The sequence below is a fragment of the Mycobacterium sp. Root265 genome, assembly GCF_001428895.1.
In the GTDB taxonomy this organism is placed as follows: Bacteria; Actinomycetota; Actinomycetes; order Mycobacteriales; family Mycobacteriaceae; genus Mycobacterium.
Map to the genome: position 1 here is coordinate 90,698 of NZ_LMJA01000033.1, position 17,215 is coordinate 107,912.

Annotated in this window: 16 protein-coding genes; 9 read left to right on the plus strand and 7 right to left on the minus strand. The window is 67.7% G+C overall.

The genetic code is table 11. The features are described 5' to 3' along the window. Positions 1-37: 37 nt before the first annotated feature. Positions 38-478, minus strand: a complete 441-nt coding sequence (locus tag ASE48_RS31065) for a TIGR03618 family F420-dependent PPOX class oxidoreductase (RefSeq protein ID WP_057171063.1) — start codon at positions 476-478, stop codon at positions 38-40. A gap of 52 nt (positions 479-530) precedes the next feature. Beyond that, complete coding sequence (locus tag ASE48_RS31070) at positions 531-1,421, minus strand: LysR family transcriptional regulator (RefSeq protein ID WP_057171064.1); 891 nt, start codon at positions 1,419-1,421, stop codon at positions 531-533. A gap of 113 nt (positions 1,422-1,534) precedes the next feature. Here ASE48_RS31070 and ASE48_RS31075 point away from each other — a divergent pair, with 113 nt between their 5' ends. The 4 genes from ASE48_RS31075 to ASE48_RS31090 are packed head-to-tail and all read left to right on the plus strand — an operon-like array spanning position 1,535 to position 5,175. Continuing rightward, positions 1,535-2,275, plus strand: a complete 741-nt coding sequence (locus tag ASE48_RS31075) for an SDR family oxidoreductase (RefSeq protein WP_057171065.1) — start codon at positions 1,535-1,537, stop codon at positions 2,273-2,275. Next, positions 2,272-3,009 (plus strand): SDR family oxidoreductase, encoded by a 738-nt coding sequence (locus tag ASE48_RS31080; protein WP_057171066.1) that lies wholly within the window; start codon positions 2,272-2,274, stop codon positions 3,007-3,009. The genes ASE48_RS31075 and ASE48_RS31080 overlap by 4 nt, the downstream gene beginning before the upstream one ends. Before the next feature lie 34 nt (positions 3,010-3,043). Beyond that, the gene (locus tag ASE48_RS31085; protein ID WP_057171067.1) at positions 3,044-4,111 is read left to right on the plus strand and encodes a threonine aldolase family protein; all 1,068 of its coding nucleotides are present in this window, start codon (positions 3,044-3,046) and stop codon (positions 4,109-4,111) included. Then, complete coding sequence (locus ASE48_RS31090) at positions 4,108-5,175, plus strand: ATP-dependent DNA ligase (RefSeq protein ID WP_057171068.1); 1,068 nt, start codon at positions 4,108-4,110, stop codon at positions 5,173-5,175. Before ASE48_RS31085 ends, ASE48_RS31090 begins: the two co-directional genes overlap by 4 nt. 141 nt (positions 5,176-5,316) lie before the next feature. On the opposite strand, the gene ASE48_RS31095 is transcribed toward ASE48_RS31090, so the two are convergent. After that, complete coding sequence (locus tag ASE48_RS31095) at positions 5,317-6,603, minus strand: HNH endonuclease signature motif containing protein (RefSeq protein ID WP_057171069.1); 1,287 nt, start codon at positions 6,601-6,603, stop codon at positions 5,317-5,319. 362 nt (positions 6,604-6,965) lie between these two features. Here ASE48_RS31095 and ASE48_RS31100 point away from each other — a divergent pair, with 362 nt between their 5' ends. From ASE48_RS31100 to ASE48_RS31120, 4 genes are read left to right on the plus strand one after another with little or no spacing between them, the layout of a single operon-like run. Beyond that, complete coding sequence (locus ASE48_RS31100; RefSeq protein ID WP_057171216.1) at positions 6,966-7,607, plus strand: MBL fold metallo-hydrolase; 642 nt, start codon at positions 6,966-6,968, stop codon at positions 7,605-7,607. Positions 7,608-7,613: 6 nt separating this feature from the next. Further along, positions 7,614-8,468, plus strand: a complete 855-nt coding sequence (gluQRS, locus tag ASE48_RS31105) for a tRNA glutamyl-Q(34) synthetase GluQRS (RefSeq protein WP_057171070.1) — start codon at positions 7,614-7,616, stop codon at positions 8,466-8,468. A 44-nt stretch (positions 8,469-8,512) separates the two neighbouring features. Beyond that, complete coding sequence (locus ASE48_RS32465; protein WP_442928790.1) at positions 8,513-10,723, plus strand: ABC transporter permease subunit; 2,211 nt, start codon at positions 8,513-8,515, stop codon at positions 10,721-10,723. After that, positions 10,720-11,475 (plus strand): amino acid ABC transporter ATP-binding protein, encoded by a 756-nt coding sequence (locus tag ASE48_RS31120; RefSeq protein ID WP_057171071.1) that lies wholly within the window; start codon positions 10,720-10,722, stop codon positions 11,473-11,475. Before ASE48_RS32465 ends, ASE48_RS31120 begins: the two co-directional genes overlap by 4 nt. Here ASE48_RS31120 and ASE48_RS31125 read toward each other — a convergent pair. From ASE48_RS31125 to ASE48_RS31135, 3 genes are read right to left on the minus strand one after another with little or no spacing between them, the layout of a single operon-like run. Further along, positions 11,462-12,019 (minus strand): TetR/AcrR family transcriptional regulator, encoded by a 558-nt coding sequence (locus tag ASE48_RS31125; RefSeq protein WP_057171072.1) that lies wholly within the window; start codon positions 12,017-12,019, stop codon positions 11,462-11,464. The genes ASE48_RS31120 and ASE48_RS31125 overlap by 14 nt on opposite strands. Beyond that, a complete protein-coding gene (gene hpnE / locus ASE48_RS31130; protein WP_057171073.1) occupies positions 12,016-13,365 on the minus strand; it encodes a hydroxysqualene dehydroxylase HpnE in 1,350 nt (449 codons plus the stop codon). Before hpnE ends, ASE48_RS31125 begins: the two co-directional genes overlap by 4 nt. Before the next feature lie 28 nt (positions 13,366-13,393). Beyond that, entirely contained in the window at positions 13,394-14,734 is a 1,341-nt protein-coding gene (locus ASE48_RS31135; RefSeq protein WP_057171074.1) for an acetyl-CoA hydrolase/transferase family protein, read from the minus strand. A 137-nt stretch (positions 14,735-14,871) separates the two neighbouring features. Here ASE48_RS31135 and ASE48_RS31140 point away from each other — a divergent pair, with 137 nt between their 5' ends. Continuing rightward, positions 14,872-15,990, plus strand: a complete 1,119-nt coding sequence (locus ASE48_RS31140; RefSeq protein WP_057171075.1) for an MFS transporter — start codon at positions 14,872-14,874, stop codon at positions 15,988-15,990. Here ASE48_RS31140 and ASE48_RS31145 read toward each other — a convergent pair. Next, complete coding sequence (locus ASE48_RS31145) at positions 15,977-17,182, minus strand: saccharopine dehydrogenase family protein (RefSeq protein WP_057171076.1); 1,206 nt, start codon at positions 17,180-17,182, stop codon at positions 15,977-15,979. The genes ASE48_RS31140 and ASE48_RS31145 overlap by 14 nt on opposite strands. Positions 17,183-17,215: the final 33 nt, after the last annotated feature.

The following is a 17,215-nucleotide window of genomic DNA, read 5'->3' on the forward strand; positions in this document are numbered from 1 at the left end:
TGTCATCGCGACCGGCATTCCGCTCCCGGACTGCGGCTCAGTTGGAGTACACGCGGGTCGGGGCGATCAGCACCGCGGCACGTCGCTGCTCGACCATGGTGCGGTCAAAGGTCGCCCAGTCGTCATGCGTTCCACCGGCACTGGTGAAGACTTCCCGAAGCAGCATGCGTAGCGTCTCGCTGTCGGCGAGCCACGGTTGCGGATCGTCGGGTCCGGCCAGTTCGGCACGGCCCTCCACGGTGGCCCACTGGCCACCGTTGCGAAAGGTGACAGCGATCTGCGGGCGCGCCCGCAGATTGGTCAGCTTGACCTTTCCGTAGGTGACGAACCCGAGCACCTGCTGCCCGGTCGCCGGATGCAGCAGTGTCGCGGCGTTGATCAGTGAGGCCTGGATCGTCGCGTCTGCGCGCACCGTCGACACGATCGCGAGCCCCTTCTCGGCAGCCGCCAAGCTGACTGCGTCATTCAGAGTGACCATCTCGTCCTCTCCTCGTGCCTTTCGAAGGCTACCGAAGCGCGCTCGTTCACCGTCACCCGAGCAGATGGGTGCGCGCGGCACTGACGAAGTCGGCCACCAACGGGTTCGCCTCGCCCGCCCGAGTGGCGACAACGACGGCGCTGGGCGGGAAGCCGTCCAGCGCCACGGTGGCGAGGTCGGCCCGCAGGGAGCTGCGGCGGTCACCGACCGGTAGGACCGCGACGGCCTGTCCGCCGGCCACCAGTTCGATCCGGTCCTCGAAGCTCTCGATGACGGGTCCGGCAGACACCGGACCGGGATCGTTCACCTGGTACGAGTCGGCCGGGAAGATGGCGCGGGTGCCGCCGTGTGAGCAGATGATCGACTCCCCGGGCGCGAAATCGTCCAGCGACACCGAGGCCCGGCCGGCCAGTGGGTGTTCCGCCGGCATCACCAGCATCCGCGGTTCTTCGTAAAGGACGGTGATCCGGGCGTCGTCGGTCGCGATGAACAGCGGTGCCCGCGCGACCAGCACATCCACCTGTCCCTGGGTGAAGACATCCTCTTCGTGGCACCCGAGGTGCCGGGTCCCGATCTCGGCCTGCGGGTGGCGGCGGCGCAATTCACGAACCGCGGGGGTGATCACCAGGTCCTCGACGTAGCCGATGTTCAGCTTGCCCGCCGGCGTATAGGCCCGGGCGGTGAGCGCCGCTCGCCGGGCTGCACCCAAGAGTGCCTGCGCCTCCGGCAGAAACGCCTTGCCGGCCTCGGTGAGCAGGGCTCCCTGCGGCGTGCGATCCAGCAGGCGTACACCCAGACGATGCTCGAGGCGCTGGATCTGGCGGGACAGCGAGGGCTGAGCCAGACGCAACTCCGCGGCTGCGCGGCTGAAGTTCAGCTGCTCGGCGACGGCGGTGAAGTACCGAACCAGCCGCAACTCCAGGTCCATTCCGAGATCGTTCACCTTGGTGGCAACCGGCCCGGTGCGCGACCCTATTCCGGGTCATGCCGATTCTGCATGGCGAGGTGCCGACCAGGTCTTGGACAGCCGCTCCGGGCGACCGAAGACTCGAAGCCATGAGCAGATACGACGGCAAGAACGTGGTGATCACCGGCGGCAGCAGCGGACTCGGGTTGGCGGCGGCGCAATACCTGGTGGACAACGGAGCGCGGGTCCTGATCACCGGACGACATCGCGACACCCTCGAGATCGCGGGTGAGCAACTCGGCGAGAACGCCATCACCGTGGAGAGTGACACCAGTTCACCCGCGGCGATCGACGCATTGGCGCGGCGAATCGAGGCGGAGTTCGGCACGGTGCACGCCCTGGTGCTGAATGCGGGCATCGGGAGCTTCGACGCCTTCGAGGCGGTGACCGAGCAGACCTTCGACGAGGTGTTCGCGATCAACACCAAGGGGCCGTTCTTCACCCTGCAGCGGTTGGTTCCGCTGCTGACCGAGGGTAGCGGCGTGGTGCTGACGACGTCGATCGCGAACCAGACCGGTTGGGACGCCCTCAGCGTCTACTCGGCGAGCAAGGCGGCGCTGCGCTCGATGGCGCGCACACTGAGCCGGGAGTTGCTGCCCAAGGGAATCCGGGTCAATGCGATCAGCCCCGGGTCGATCGACACGGGAAAGTTGGACAAGGAGGCACCGGACAAAGCCGCGCGACTCAAGGCCGAATTCACCGAGAGCAGCCCGATGAAGCGGTGGGGTCACGCGTCCGAATTCGCCCCGGCCGTGGCCTTTCTGGCGTTCGACGCGACGTATGTCGCCGGGATCGAACTCGTCGTCGACGGTGGGGAGTCGCAGCTGTGAGCAGCTACCAGGACAAGCGGGTCGTGATCACCGGCGGGACGAGCGGTATCGGGCTGGCCACCGCGCGGGCACTGGTCGCGGGCGGCGCTCGGGTACTGGTGACCGGAAGGACTCCGTCCTCGCTGGAAAAGGCAAGGACCGCATTGGGTCCGGGAGCGATCGTGGAGGCCAGTGACGCCGTCGCCGATATCGACACCCTGGTGGGTCGTGCCGAGCAGGAACTGGGCGCCGTCGATCTGCTGGTGCTCAATGCCGGTGGGACCGCCGCCTCGACAGTCGATGACACCACGGAAGCTCTGTACGACAACCTCTTCGAACTCAACACCAAGGCACCGTTCTTCACCTTGCAGAAGTTTCTGCCGTTGATCCCGGCCGGTGGTTCGGTGGTTCTCACGACCTCGGTCAGCAACACCAAGGGGATCGCGACGACGGGTGTCTACTCCGCGACGAAGGCGGCGCTGCGGTCCATGACCCGCACCTTCGCCCGGGAACTGGTCGATCGGGGAATCCGCGTCAACGCCGTCTCGCCGGGACCCATCGACACCGGGATCCTGGAGCGCACCATGCCCGTGGAGGCGGCCCGCGAGTTCCTCGAGCAGATCAAGGCCACCAATCCGATGCGGCGGTTCGGTGAACCCGAGGAGGTGGCCAAGGCGATCCTCTTCCTCGGGTTCGATGCGACCTATACGACCGGCACGGAACTGGTGGTGGACGGCGGCGCGTCGGATCTCTGACCCGCCACACAGCCGGCGCTGGAAGGATCGACCCGTGCCCGTTCCCACACTCCACGATCCCGACCGTCGCGGTTTCGCGAGTGACAACTACGCCGGCGTGCACCCGGAGGCGCTCGCCGCGATCGCGGCCGCCAACGGGGGTCACGAGATCGCCTATGGCGAGGACGCGTACACCGCTCGGCTGCGCGAGGTCATCCGCACCCAGTTCGGCGCGGCCGCGCAGACGTACCCGGTCTTCAACGGCACCGGCGCCAACGTCGTCGGGCTGACCAGCATGCTGCCGCGCTGGGGTGCGGTCATCGCGGCGTCGACCGCGCACATCAACACCGATGAGGCCGGCGCCCCGGAACGGATGACGGGCCTCAAACTGCTCACCGTGCCCGCCCCGGACGGCAAGCTGACGCCCGAGTTGGTGGCACGCGAGGCGTACGGCTGGGGTGATGAGCACCGCGCCCAGCCGCTGGTCGTCAGCATCACCCAGACCACCGAACTCGGCACGCTGTACACACCCGACGAGATCCGGGCGGTGACCGAGTTCGCGCACTCCCACGGCATGGCCGCGCACCTGGACGGCGCGCGGCTGTGGAACGCGGCCGCGGCGCTGGACCTGCCGTTCCGGGCATTCACCACCGACGCCGGGGTCGACGTGCTCAGCCTCGGCGGCACCAAGAACGGTCTGCTCGGCGCGGAGGCCGTGGTGGTGCTGGAGCCTTCCCGCGCCGATGGGCTGGTCTATTTGCGCAAGCTGACGATGCAGTTGGCCAGCAAGATGCGCTTCGCGTCGGCGCAGCTGCTCAGCCTGTTCGACGACGACCTGGGATTGTGCAGCGCGCGGCACGCCAACGCGATGACCCAGCGGCTTCGCAGCGCGCTGGAGGCCGAATCTCTGCCCGGCCTGGCCTTCAGCCAGCCCAGCCCCGCCAACGCGATCTTCGCGACGCTGCCCAATGACGTCGCGGACCGAATCCGCGAGCGGGTGCGGTTCTACGACTGGGACCGGGCGCGCGGCGAGGTGCGCTGGATGACGGCGTGGGACACCACACCCGCGGACGTCGACCATTTCGTCGCCGTGATCCGCGAGGAACTGGGCCGCACCCCGTGAAGCTTCCCGTTCTGCCGCCGGTACTGCCGATGCTGTCGAAGTCGGTGCCAGAGATCCCGCCCGGGGCGTCCTATGAACCCAAGTGGGACGGATTCCGGTCGATCCTGTTCCGCGATGGCGACGAGGTCGAGCTGGGCAGCCGCAACGTCCGTCCGCTGACCCGCTATTTCCCCGAACTCGTGGAGGCGGCCCGCGCCGAACTGCCCACCCGCTGCGTCGTCGACGGTGAGATAGTGATCGCGACCGGAGATGGCCTGGATTTCGAGGCGCTGCAGCTGCGTCTGCATCCGGCGGCATCGCGGGTGATCAAACTTGCGGCCGAGACACCAGCCGCCTTCATCGCCTTCGACCTGCTCGCGCTCGACGACATCGACTACACCTCGCGGCCATTCCTGGAGCGCCGGCCGGCACTGGTCGCGGCACTGGACGGATGTGGCCCCACCTTCCACGTCACCCCGGCCACAACGGATCCCGGCACCGCGCAGCGCTGGTTCTCCGAGTTCGAGGGTGCCGGACTGGACGGCGTGATCGCCAAACCGCTCGACGGCACGTACCAGCCCGACAAGCGGGCGATGTTCAAAATCAAGCATGCCCGCACCGCCGACTGCGTGGTAGCCGGCTACCGGCTGCACAAGTCCGGCGACGACGCGGTCGGATCGCTGATGCTCGGGCTCTACGACGAGCAAGGTTCGCTGGCCTCGGTCGGCGTCATCGGTGCGTTCACCATGGCGCGACGACGCGAGCTTTTCACCGAATTGCAGTCATTGGTGACCGCTTTCGACGACCACCCGTGGAACTGGGCGGCGCACATACCGGTCGAGCCGTCGGTGCGGCGCACTGCGAACTCACGATGGAACCCCGACAAGAGCCTGTCCTTCGTACCGCTGCGACCCGAGCGGGTGGTCGAGGTCCGCTACGACCACATGGAGGGCAGGCGCTTCAGGCACACCGCCCAGTTCAACCGGTGGCGCCCCGATCGCGAACCACGCTCGTGCACTTACGAACAACTCGATCAGCCGGTGACCTTCCGGCTCCGCGACATCATCCCCGGGCTGACAGGGTAAGGCGAGTGAACTTGCCCCGTACGCTCGACGTGTCGATGGCAAACACGTTGCGGCGGAGGCGGGTCCGGCGGCGCGATCACCCGCCGGACCCACTGCGTGGGCCGTTTCTCTGTGTAGTTTTCAAGGTGCCTGAAAAGTCGGTTATGCGGCTGTGGGTACGTGGGAGCGTAGGTGCGCGGGCTCGGGATCGTCTGATTTGTGGGGTGGGATGAACCAGGGGTGCCGGTCGGGACCCAAATAGACCTGCCAGCCGCCGTGATGGATTGCGGTGTGATGGTGTCGGCAGAGCAGTACACCGTTGTCGATGCTGGTGGTGCCCCCGCTGCTCCACGGTCTGATGCGGTGGGCGTCGCACCAGGACACCGGCCGCCCGCAGCCGGGGTGGGCGCAGCCACCGTCGCGTACCGCCAACCCTTTCCGGATCGCCGGTGTGAACAGTCGCTCGCTGCGTCCGACGTCCAACGGCGCCCCCGCACCGTCGACAATCACCGAGGTGGTGGTGCTGTCACACGCGATCAATTCGGCGGTGATGGCGCTGACCGGCCCGGTGAATCCGAGGGTGTCGACGAACCCTGGCGTCTGGGGTCGAATGAGGGTGACGTGCGGCAGCACCCCTCCCGAGGCCGGGCGCCGCGAATTCGACAGGTAGGTCCGCACCAGCTGTCCGAGGGCGTCTGAGCGACGTTTACCGACCAGTCGGGGGTCCGGCGAACCGTCCGGCAGTGGGATGGGCCGGCACAGCGGGTCCAGCGCGGTGAGCAGTTCCTCACCGGTGAGCGCGTCCACATCGAAAGTCGCCGCGACCCGCCCTTCCTCGGTGACGACCACAGTCATCTCGTTGAGGTCAGCATTCTCCGCGACCGGCACCGACTGGTCGTCTTCGGGTTGAGCGCCGGCTTTGTCGATGGCGATCTCGCGGGCTTTCTTGGCCACACCCGAGGGCGTGGTCTGAATCATCAGCTTGGTGACGACGCCCGCCTTGTCCTGCTCGGACAACGGCACCCGACTGTTGATGTGGGCGACTCCCCTGCCGACGGCGTCCGCGAACTCGATACCGACCCCACCGAGACGCTGGGCCCGGGTCAACGCCGGCAGCGTGTGCGCCGCCCGACCGACCCGCGCCGCTCTGTGTGCCGCACCCGGTGCCACACCCAGGGCGGTAAGCAGATCGGCTCCCGAGCGCAGATGCTTGCGGTCCGGAATACCAAGACGTTCCGCGGCCGCGACCGCCTGGGCAATCACAAGATCCACCAGATTGCGCGCCACCACCGCAGCCACCAACACCGCCAGCAGGGGCTGCTCATCGAGCACCCGCCGCGGACAATCCAGCAGATGAAACAGTCTGCGCTCGCCATCTTCACCCGGAGGCGCAACAGCAAGGTCATCGATCAACGCATCGACAAACGTGTCGAGATGGGTGGCGTCCATACTGGATACCGACTTTCACAGAAGGCGCCCAACGGGCACGATCATTCAATACGGTCCGACCAGTCCCGCGGGACCATCGAACCAATCGGCGACCGGAGTCGCGGTCTGCAGCTCACCGAGTCGCGTTGGGAGCTACGTCGCATTCGAACTTGTGTTCGACTTTACGCGGTCCAAAGACGTCGCGCAAGGTGTTTATCCCGAGCGCGGCAACTCGCGGAAGTCGTTCTACGCGTGAGGTAAACGGGTCAGATCCGACGGACCCGCGCCGCCCCCAGACTTCGCGGCAGCCTCGGCCTATAAATCGCTTGACCTCAACCATGGTTGATATTGAAGGCTGGGTGCACAACGACGAGGAGGCACCCATGCGGCAGATCCGCTCCGACCTCTGGGAGACCCGGCAGGACAGCCCGTTCCCCGGCCTGACCACCCACGCCTACCTGTGGACCGGCGGCCCGGACGGCAACGTGCTGTTCTACAGCACCCAGACCGACGCCGACTTCGCCGAGCTGCAACAGCTCGGCGGGGTCGCCCACCAGTACCTGTCCCACCGCGACGAGGCCGGCCCGATGCTGGCGCGCATCGCCGGACAGTTCGATGCCCGCCTGCACGCCCCGGTGGCCGAGCTGGTCGATATCGGCAGGCACGCCCACATCGACGTCCCGCTCGGCAGCAGGCACCTCGACGGCAACGGCATCGAGGTGATCCCCACCCCGGGCCACTCCCCCGGCAGCACCAGTTATCTGGTGCCCGGCGCCAACGGCCAGAGCTACCTGTTCACCGGGGACACCATCTTCCTGGGCGAGGACGGCGACTGGGCGGCAGGCCATCTGCCCGGGATCAGCGATGCCGCAGAGTTGCAGGACAGCCTGCAGGTGCTGGGCCGATTGCATCCCGATCTGGTGATCTCCAGCGCCTTCCCGTCGGAGTCGGCTGTGCAGGTGCCGGGTCCACGGTGGGCGCGGTGCGCCGCAGAGGCACGCGATCGGCTGGCGGCGGTAGCCTGACGAGCTATGCCAGCAGGCCGGTTCGCGCCCAGTCCGTCGGCCGATCTGCACATCGGCAATCTGCGCACCGCGGTCCTGGCCTGGTTGTTCGCCAGATCGTCGGCACGCCGGTTCCTGATCCGGGTCGAGGATCTCGATGACCGCACGTTCAGCGATGTCGCCGCCCGCCAACTCGCCGACCTGACCGCCATCGGGGTCGTCTCCGACGATCCGCCCGAATACCAGACCGCGCACGCAGCCCGCTACGACAGGGTGATCGCCGAGCTCTCCGATCGCGGCCTGGTGTACGAATGCTATTGCAGCAGAAAGGACATCCTCGGCGCGCCGCGGGCTCCGCATGCCCCGGAGGGCGCCTATCCGGGGACCTGCCGCGACCGCGACCCCCCGGCCGACCCGGACCGCCCGCCGGCATTGCGGTTGCGCAGCGACACCTTCTCCTACACCGTCGCCGATCTATTGCACGGCGAATTCAGCGGTGTGGTGGACGATTTCGTGCTGCGCCGTGGTGACGGGGTGACCGCCTACAACCTGGCGGTGGTGGTCGACGATGCCGCCCAGGGCATCGACCAGGTGGTACGCGGGGATGATCTGCTGTCGTCATCGCCACGGCAGGCGTATCTCGCGGCGCTGCTGGGCTACCCACCGGTGACCTACGCGCACGTGCCGCTGGTGCTCAACACCGAGGGCAAGCGGCTGGCCAAACGCGACGGCGCGGTCACGCTCGCCGAGATCGGGGTGCAGCCCGCATTGCGCCTCATCGCGGAGTCCCTCGGCTATGCCGGCGCCACGCTCGACGGCATGCTCGCCGAGTTCGATCCGGCGACTCTTCCGCACGAACCCTGGGTATACCGGCCCGTGTGAGCGAAACCCTGTGCCCGGCGGACAACCATTGCTACGGTCCGCCCGTGCTCGGAAACCTCCGGCGGGTCACGCTCGCCATACTCCTCGTCGCCGCGGTGATCCTCGGTGCCGTCGGCTGCGGCTCGTCCGACGACAAGGGCGCCGACCCGATCAAGTCGGCCGGTGTGCTGCGGGTCGGCACCGAAGGCGTCTACTCCCCGTTCAGCTATCACGATCCCAAGACCGGAGACCTGGTCGGCTACGACGTCGACGTCGCCAAGGCGGTCGGCGAGAAACTGGGCGTTCGCGTCGAGTTCGTGGAGACGCCGTGGGATTCCATCTTCGCCGCGCTGGAGGCCGACCGGTTCGACATCGTCGCCAACCAGGTGACCATCAACGCCGAACGCCAGGGCAAGTACGACCTGTCCCAGCCCTACACCGTCGGCGAGGGCGTCATCGTCACCCGCGCCGACGACAACTCGATCACCTCGCTGGCCGACGTCAAGGGCAAGACCGCGGCGGAGAATGCCACCAGCAACTGGTCGCAGGTGGCCCGCGACGCCGGGGCCCGGGTCGAATCCGTGGAGGGCTTCACCCAGGCCATCACGCTGCTCAACCAGGGCCGCGTCGACGTCGTCATCAACGACAGCATCGCGGTCTACGCCTACCTGGCCGAAACCGGCGACAAGAGCGTGAAGATCGCCGGCACTGTCGGGGAGAAGAGCGAGCAGGGTTTCGCGGCCCGCAAGGACAGCGGCTACCTGCCGGAGCTCGACCAGGCGCTGAGCGAACTGCGCGCGGACGGCACACTCTCGGAGATCTCCCAGCGCTACCTCAAGGCCGACGCAACCGGAGCGCCGGCGGACACCCCCATCCGCGCCGCCGGCGTGCTGCGGGTGGGCACCGAGGGCACCTATTCTCCGTTCAGCTACCACGATCCGGCCACCGGTGAACTCGTCGGTTATGACATCGACGTCGCCAAGGCGGTCGGTGAACAGCTGGGTGTTCCGGTCGAGTTCGTGGAAACGCCATGGGATTCCATCTTCGCCGCGCTGGAGGCCAACCGGTTCGACGTCGTGGCCAACCAGGTCACCATCAACCCCGAGCGCCAGGCCAAATACGACCTGTCCCAGCCCTATACGGTCGGCGAGGGGGTGATCGTCACCAGGGCCGACGACGACTCGATCACCTCGGTCGACGATCTGAAAGGCAAGACCACGGCCCAGTCGATCACCAGTAACTGGGCTCAGGTCGCCCGCGACGCCGGCGCCAATGTCGAAGGTGTCGAGGGCTTCGCGCAGGCGATCACCCTGCTCAACCAGGGCCGCATCGACGCCACCGTGAACGACAGCGTCGCGGTGTACGCCTACCTCGCCGAGACCGGAGACACCTCGGTCAAGATCGCCGCGCAGACCGGCGAGACGAGCGATCAGGGCTTCGCCGCCCGCAAGAACAGCGGCCTGCTGCCCGAACTCAACGGCGCACTCGACGAACTGCGCGCGGACGGCAAGCTCACCGCCATCTCGGAGAAGTACCTCAAGGCCGACGCGACGGGTGCAGCACCGGAGGGCGCACCGAGCGCACCGGGATCCCAGCAGGAGGCCCCGCAGGTCCGATCGGCGTTCCAACTGGTGCTCGACAACCTGTGGCCGCTGGCCAAGGCCGCGCTCACCATGACGATCCCGTTGACGATCATCAGCTTCATCGTCGGCCTGGTGATCGCGCTGGCGGTGGCGCTGGCCCGGTTGTCGTCGAACGTGGTGGTCAGCAATGTGGCGCGGTTCTACATCTCGATCATCCGCGGCACACCGCTGCTGGTGCAGCTGTTCATCGTGTTCTACGCGCTACCGGAATTCGGGGTGAAGATCGACCCGTTCCCTGCGGCGGTCATCGCGTTCAGCCTCAACGTCGGTGGCTATGCGGCCGAGATCATCCGCTCGGCGATCCAGAGTGTGCCCAAGGGTCAGTGGGAGGCCGCCGAGACCATCGGCTACAACTACACTGGCGCGTTGCGGCGCATCATCCTGCCGCAGGCCACCCGGGTCGCGGTCCCGCCGCTGTCCAACACGTTGATCTCGCTGGTCAAGGACACGTCGCTGGCGTCGACGATCCTGGTGACCGAGCTGCTGCGGCAGGCTCAGATCGTCGCGGCGCCGACGTTCGAGTTCTTCGCCCTGTACGGCACGGCGGCGATCTACTACTGGGTGATCTGCCTGGTGTTGTCCTTCGGGCAGGCCAGAGTGGAGCACCGACTGGAAAGGTACGTGGCGAGATGACCGAATATCGGGTCGAGGCCCAGGGTGTGGAGAAGGCGTTCGGCGACAACAAGGTGCTGCGCGGGGTGTCCTTCAAGGTGGCCACCGGCACCGCGACGGCGATCATCGGGCCGTCGGGCTCGGGCAAGACGACCCTGCTGCGCACCCTCAACGCGCTGGACCGGGCCGACGCCGGGGTGATCCGGGTCGACGATGTCGAGATCGACTTCGCCACGCCGACACCGAAACCCGAGGTGCGCCGGTTCCAGTCCCGTAGCGGTTTCGTGTTCCAGGGCCACAACCTGTTCCCGCACAAAACGGTGCTGGAGAACATCATCGAGGGCCCGGTGATCGTGCAGAAGCGTCCCAAGGAGGAGGCCGTCGCCGACGCCGTCGCGTTGCTCGAGCAGGTGGGGCTGGCCGAGAAGCAGGATCAGTACCCGTTCCAGCTGTCCGGCGGGCAGCAGCAGCGGGTGGGTATCGCGCGGGCGCTCGCGTTGAAGCCCAAGCTGGTGCTCTTCGACGAGCCGACCTCGGCCCTGGACCCGGAGCTCGTGGGCGAGGTGCTCTCGGTCATCAAGGACCTGGCCGTCGAAGGGTGGACACTGGTGGTCGTCACCCACGAAATCCAGTTCGCCCGACAGGTTTCCAATCAGGTGCTGTTCACCGACAAGGGCGTCATCCTGGAGCAGGGCACGCCCGACGAGGTCATCGGGAATCCCAAGGAGGAGCGCACCCGGCAGTTCCTGGACCGGATTCTCAATCCGCTGTGACGCCCGCGGCCCAGTCCACCAACGATCCGAGGTAGGTCAGCATCTCCGCCTCGGGGTGCGCAGCCGGATCCTCCAGATGTAGCCGGGCCAGTTCCTCGATGGCGGCCAACAGGATTCGTGCCGCCGTGCTGTCCGGGTCGATCCGCAAGTGCCGGGCGGCCACCGTCCTGGCGTAGGTGCGGCCCAGTTCGATGCGTACCCGCACTTCCGCAGGTGCACCGTCGGGCGGCCGCAGGATGATGCGCCAACTGGTGGGGGCAGCATGGAGATAGGCCAGGATGCCGCGGCCCAGTTCGTCGATATCGCGCACGTCCTGCACGCTGCCGATCCCGGCGAAGGCCACCGCGGATTCGCGGTCCAGCAGCGCGGTCATCAGTCCGGCCAGATCGGTGAAGTGTTGATAGACCACCGCTCTGGTGACCCCGGACTCGCCGGCGACCCGGTCGATGGTGAGCGCCGGGTAACCGTCGGCGGCGACGATATCGCGGGCCACGTCGAGCAGCTGGGCCCGGCGGTCGGCACCGCTGAGACGGCGGCGCGTCATGCCAGTAACAGGTCGACGGCTTTGGCCGCGCTCTGCACGGCGCTTTCCATGGTGGCCGACCAGTCGGTGGCGGTCCAGTCCCCGGCCAGCACCAGCGAGGGCACCGAGGTGCGTTGCGGTGGCCGCAGCGAATCGGTGCCGACGACCTGGGAGAAGGTGGCCCGCGGCATCTTGACCACCTGCGCCTCAAGCACTTTCGCCTGCGCGGCGGCCGGGTAGTAGCGGCGCAGCAAGGACAGCTGCTCCTCGACGATCTCGTCGTTGCTCTTGTGGATCTGCGCGTAGGCGCCGCTGGTGGTCAGGCAGTACAGCCATGACCGTTCGGTGCTGCGGCCGTGCATGATCTGCCGGTCGAAGACCTCGTCGATGACGCCGGTGCCGCCGATCAGGCCCTCGAAGGCGGACTCGGTGCCCAACGGCCGGTCCAGGTACAGGTTCGTACTGACGATGGGTGTGTAGCCCAGTTTGTCTGCCGCGGCGTAGATTTCCGGGTGTTCGGGCAGATCGTCGAGCAGGCCGGCGATACTGCCGTTCGGTACCGCGCACACCACGGCGTCCGCGGGGATCTCGGTGCCGTCGGCCAGCAGCACACCGGTCACCCGGCCATCGCTGATGACGATGCGCCGCGCCACCGCCCGGTAGCGCACGTCGACGCCGTGCTCCTCGAACACCTTCAGGGCCCCGTCGATGTAGAGGGTGTCCAGGTCGACGGTGGGGTAACCGATGGTGACCGGGGTGCGGTGTTTGATGCCGAGCCGGATACCGGTGCCGAGCACGTTCGCGAAGACCTTCGCCGACTCCTGCGCGACCGGTTCGGCGGCGATTCCCAGAGCCAGCCAGTCCCACAACGCTTCCCGCGCCGGCGCGGGCATCCCGACCCGGTCGAACCACTGCTCGGTGGAGATGTCGGCGAGGTCGGCCGGTGGCCGCAGCGCCTGCCACCCCAGCAGCATGGTGGCCCGCGCGGCGCGCAGCCGGTCTGGCCAGCTCGCATCCGGGTGCACGCCGAACAGGGTGCGGATCGCGCCGATTCCGGTGGTGTGCATGGTGACCTTGCGCCCGTCGGGCCAGCGCAGCGTGGAGGATTTCGGGAACGCGATGTGTTCGCGGGTGCCGACGCTGGTCAGATACCGGTAGAGGTGCTGATATCCGCTGGCGATGACGTGCTGGCCGTTGTCGGGAATATCGTCGACGGCCTCGGCGCGCATCGCATGGGTACGGCCGCCCAGGCTGCCGCGCCGTTCCAGCAGTGTCACGGTGCGGCCGGCTTCGGCCAGCCAGACCGCCGAGGCCAGCCCGGCCAGCCCGCCGCCGATGACCACGAAGCGCCGCGCGTCGTCTCCCATCCGACGACCATAACTTACATTTTGTTAGTTACAAGAGGATGGTGCGGTCTGCGACCGGAGACCGGCCCTTGGCTGCCCGGTGGGCGGCCTCCAGCAGGCCGTCGCGGAACTGCGGATCCGCGATGGCGGCGAGCGCCTCGCCCCGCTCGCGGACCGTCAGGCCCTCCAGTTCGGCGGTGCCGTGTTCGGTGACGATCACGTCCACATGATGGCGCGGTGTGGTGATCACCGCTCCGGGTCCGAACCACGGCACGATGCGCGAGCGCAGTTCACCGTCCTTCATGTACGTCGATGGCAGGCAGATGAGTGAGCGGTCGGACAGCTCGAGGCCGGCGCCGGCCACGAAATCTTCGGCCCCGCCGATGCCACTGAACTGACCGCCATTGATGGTGTCGGCGACCACCTGCCCGTGGATGTCGATGCCCAGCGCACCGTTGATGGTGACCATCCGGTCGTTCTCGGCGATCACCTCGGGGGCGTTCACCACCTCCACGGGCAGGAAGGCCACCTCCCGATTACCGTCCAGCCATTCGTAGAGTTCGGCCGACCCGAACGCGAAAGTCGTCACGCTGACGCCGTCGAACTGGCCCTTGTGGGCGTTGGCGATCTTGCCCGCCCGGTGCAGGCGCATGCAGCCGTCGGTGAACATCTCGCTGTGCAATCCGAATTCGCCGCCGTCCCCCTCGGCGAGCAGGGTGGCGATCTGGTTGGGAATGGAGCCGATGCCGGTCTGCAGGGTCACCCCCGACGGCATGTAAGCGACCGCGTTCTCGGCGATGGCCCGGTCGACATCGCTGGGCGGCGTGTCACCACCCGGCAGCGCGAGCGGCGCCTCCGAGGACCGCACCAGGATGTCGATCTCGTCGACGTGCAGGGCGTGGCGGTGCTGATCGCCCATTCCGTAGGTGCGCGGGAACGCGTCGGAGGCCTCGACGATGAGCACCCGGTCGGGATCCGCTCCGGCGCGGCGCAATTCGTCGATGGTGCCGCCGGCGTGCAGCGACAGCGAGCACCAGCCGTCGGCGTCCGGCGGTGCCGTCACCGTGGTCATCACCCGCGGTGACTGCCGCCGCAGCAGCGGTCCGAAGCGCCGGAAGTCGGCGGGCGTGAACTCGACGTCGGCGCCGCTGTCGCGCAGACCCCGGTCCAACGGCCCGTAGAACCCGGACAGGTAGTGCACGCCCTTGCGGGTGAAGAGTTCGGTCATCACCGAGAGCAGCGCACCGTAGACCCGCAGATCGGTCCAGTCGTCGCGCTCGCCCAGCGCCGCCAGGAACGCCGGCGGCTGGCCGGGCCCCAGTGGAATTCCCAATGTGTCGGTCGCCTGCAGCCGCGCGGCGGCCTGCTCGGCGGTGAGCTCGATCGGCATGTGTCCGACGCTACCGCACTACCGTGTCGAAATGCCGCCAGCAATCAGATCATCGGCTGCCTAGCGTCGGACCTGTGCAAACACGAGTCCTGTCAACAGAATCCACCACCGTTCTGAGCGCGAAGACGATAACCTTCATGGCCGTTGCCGCCGCGGTGGGCACAGCGACCATCTATCCGCTGCAGCCGGCAATCGCCGATGTCGCCCGCGACGTCGATACGCCCGTCGCAACGGCCGGAGCCGCGCTGGCATGCGGGCCGGTCGGTTACCTCCTCGGCCTGGCCACCCTGGTGCCACTCGTGGATCGATACTCCCCGAAACACCTTCTGGCGGTGCAGTTCGCGGTGCTCAGCATTGCCCTCGGTATCAACGCGACGGCCACCACACCGTGGCTGCTCGGCTTGGCGGTCGGCGTGATCGGCGCAACGTCGACGGTCGGGGCCCAATTGAGTTCGATCGCCGGACGCTTCGCCACCATGCGTCGACGCGCCACCACGCTGGGCATCGTCACGGCGGGGATCTCGGCAGGCATCCTCGGCGGCCGAGTCATGGGCGGCTGGCTATCCGACCAGATCGGCTGGAGAGCAATGCTTCTGATTGTCGCCACAGTGTGCGCGGTAATGGCCGGACTGGCGCTGCTCGCCCTTCCGGGAGACCGCGGCCACATCCGTCCCGGTTACCTTGACGCGTTACGGGCACTGCCTGGCCTCTACCGACGGCATCCCGTGTTGCGGTGGGCCGCCGGTCGCGGCGCACTGTGGTTCTTCGCGTTCTGCACGGTGTGGTCCGGGGTGGCGGTCGCTTTGGCACAACCACCGTTCGGGTACTCCGCCGATACGATCGGACTCTTCGCGCTGGCCGGCCTGCTCGGTATTGCCACCACTTGGGTGGCCGGGGCGTTGACCGACCGCGTCGGGGCGCGCACTGTCATCCTGATCGGACTGGCCGTGGCCGCGGGCTCAGCCGCCGTGTTGGCGCCGACGCTGCACAGCACCGTCGTGACGCTGATCTGCCTCGCACTCTTCGATGCCGGCCTGTTCGCGGCCCAAGTTGCCAATCAGAGCACGGTGCTGGCCATCGAACCCGATGCGCCCGCCCGGTTCAACGGTGCCTACATGGTGGTGTACTTCGTTGGTGGCAGCCTGGGCACCGCGTTCGGCGCCGCGGCGGTCGGCTGGTTCGGCTGGCCGGCCACCGCCGTGTGCGCCGCAGTGGCGATCGGCGGGGCGGCGGCGACCACCTTCAGAGCTCCTTGATCCCCCACGGGGAGCCGTAGGCCGTCAGCAGTTCCAGAAACGGCACCGCGTCGAAGGCCTCCGGCCCGAGCACCCCGGCCCCGCTCCAGCTTCCGTTGGCCAGAAGTTCGAGCGCCACAACGGGATTGACCGCGGTCTGCCACACCACGCACTGGTGCCCGTACTCGGCCATCGACCATTCGTTGTCGACCACGTGGTACAGGTAGGTCGACCGCGGCTGCCCGTCCTTGCCGGTGCCGGTCACCCACAGACCGGCACAGGTCTTGCCCGTCATCCTCGGACCCAGGGTGGCCGGATTGGGCAGGCAGGCCGCCACCACATCGCGCGGGCTCACCTCGACGCCGCCGACCTTCACTTTCTCGGTGCGGTCCAGTCCCAGCTTGTGCAGTGTCTTGAGGACGTCGATGAACTCCTCACCCAGTCCGTACTTGAAGGTGGCCCGCTTGCAGTCCACCCAGCGCGGCATCAACAGCACCTCTTCGTGCTCGACGTTCACGCACTCCACCGGCCCGATACCGTCCGGGAAGTCGAAAACCTCGGGTTCGCTGAAGGGTTCGGTGACGAACCAGCCGCGGTCGGCCTCCCAGATCACCGGCGGGTTGAGGCATTCCTCGATGGTCGTCCAGATCGAGAACGACGGCGCGAACTCGTAGCCGTCGACGGTGAGGTTGGACCCGTCGCGGGTGCCGAGTTCGTCGATCTCGCCGAACAGGTGATCGGCGGCGTACCGGGCGAACACGTCCGACAGCCCGGGTTCCACGCCGATACCGACCAGCGCGAGCCGTCCGGCGGCCTCCCACTGTTTCTCCACGGCGAACTGCTCGTCGCCCAGTTTCACGCCGGTCAGCTCGTAGGGCTTGTCGGGGTGGCGCACCGACAGGCTCATCGCCATGTCGAGGTAGTCGGCACCGCCGGCGAGGGCGCCGTCGAAGATCGGCATCACGAACCGGGGGTCGACGGCGTTCATCACGTGGGTGATGCCGTGTTCGCGGACGAGGGCCGCGACGGCATCGGCCGAGGTGGCGTCCACCTGGGCGGCGGTGAAACGGGTGTCGCCGACGGCAGCGGCCGCCTGCTCGGCACGGGCGCCGTCGTAGTCGGCCACCACGATCCGCTCGAAGAACTCGCGTCGCGCCGCAATCGCGCAGAACGCCGAACCGACACCGCCGGCACCCACAAGAAGAATCCGCATGGGCCCACCCTAGTGCGGAATCACCGCTGATTC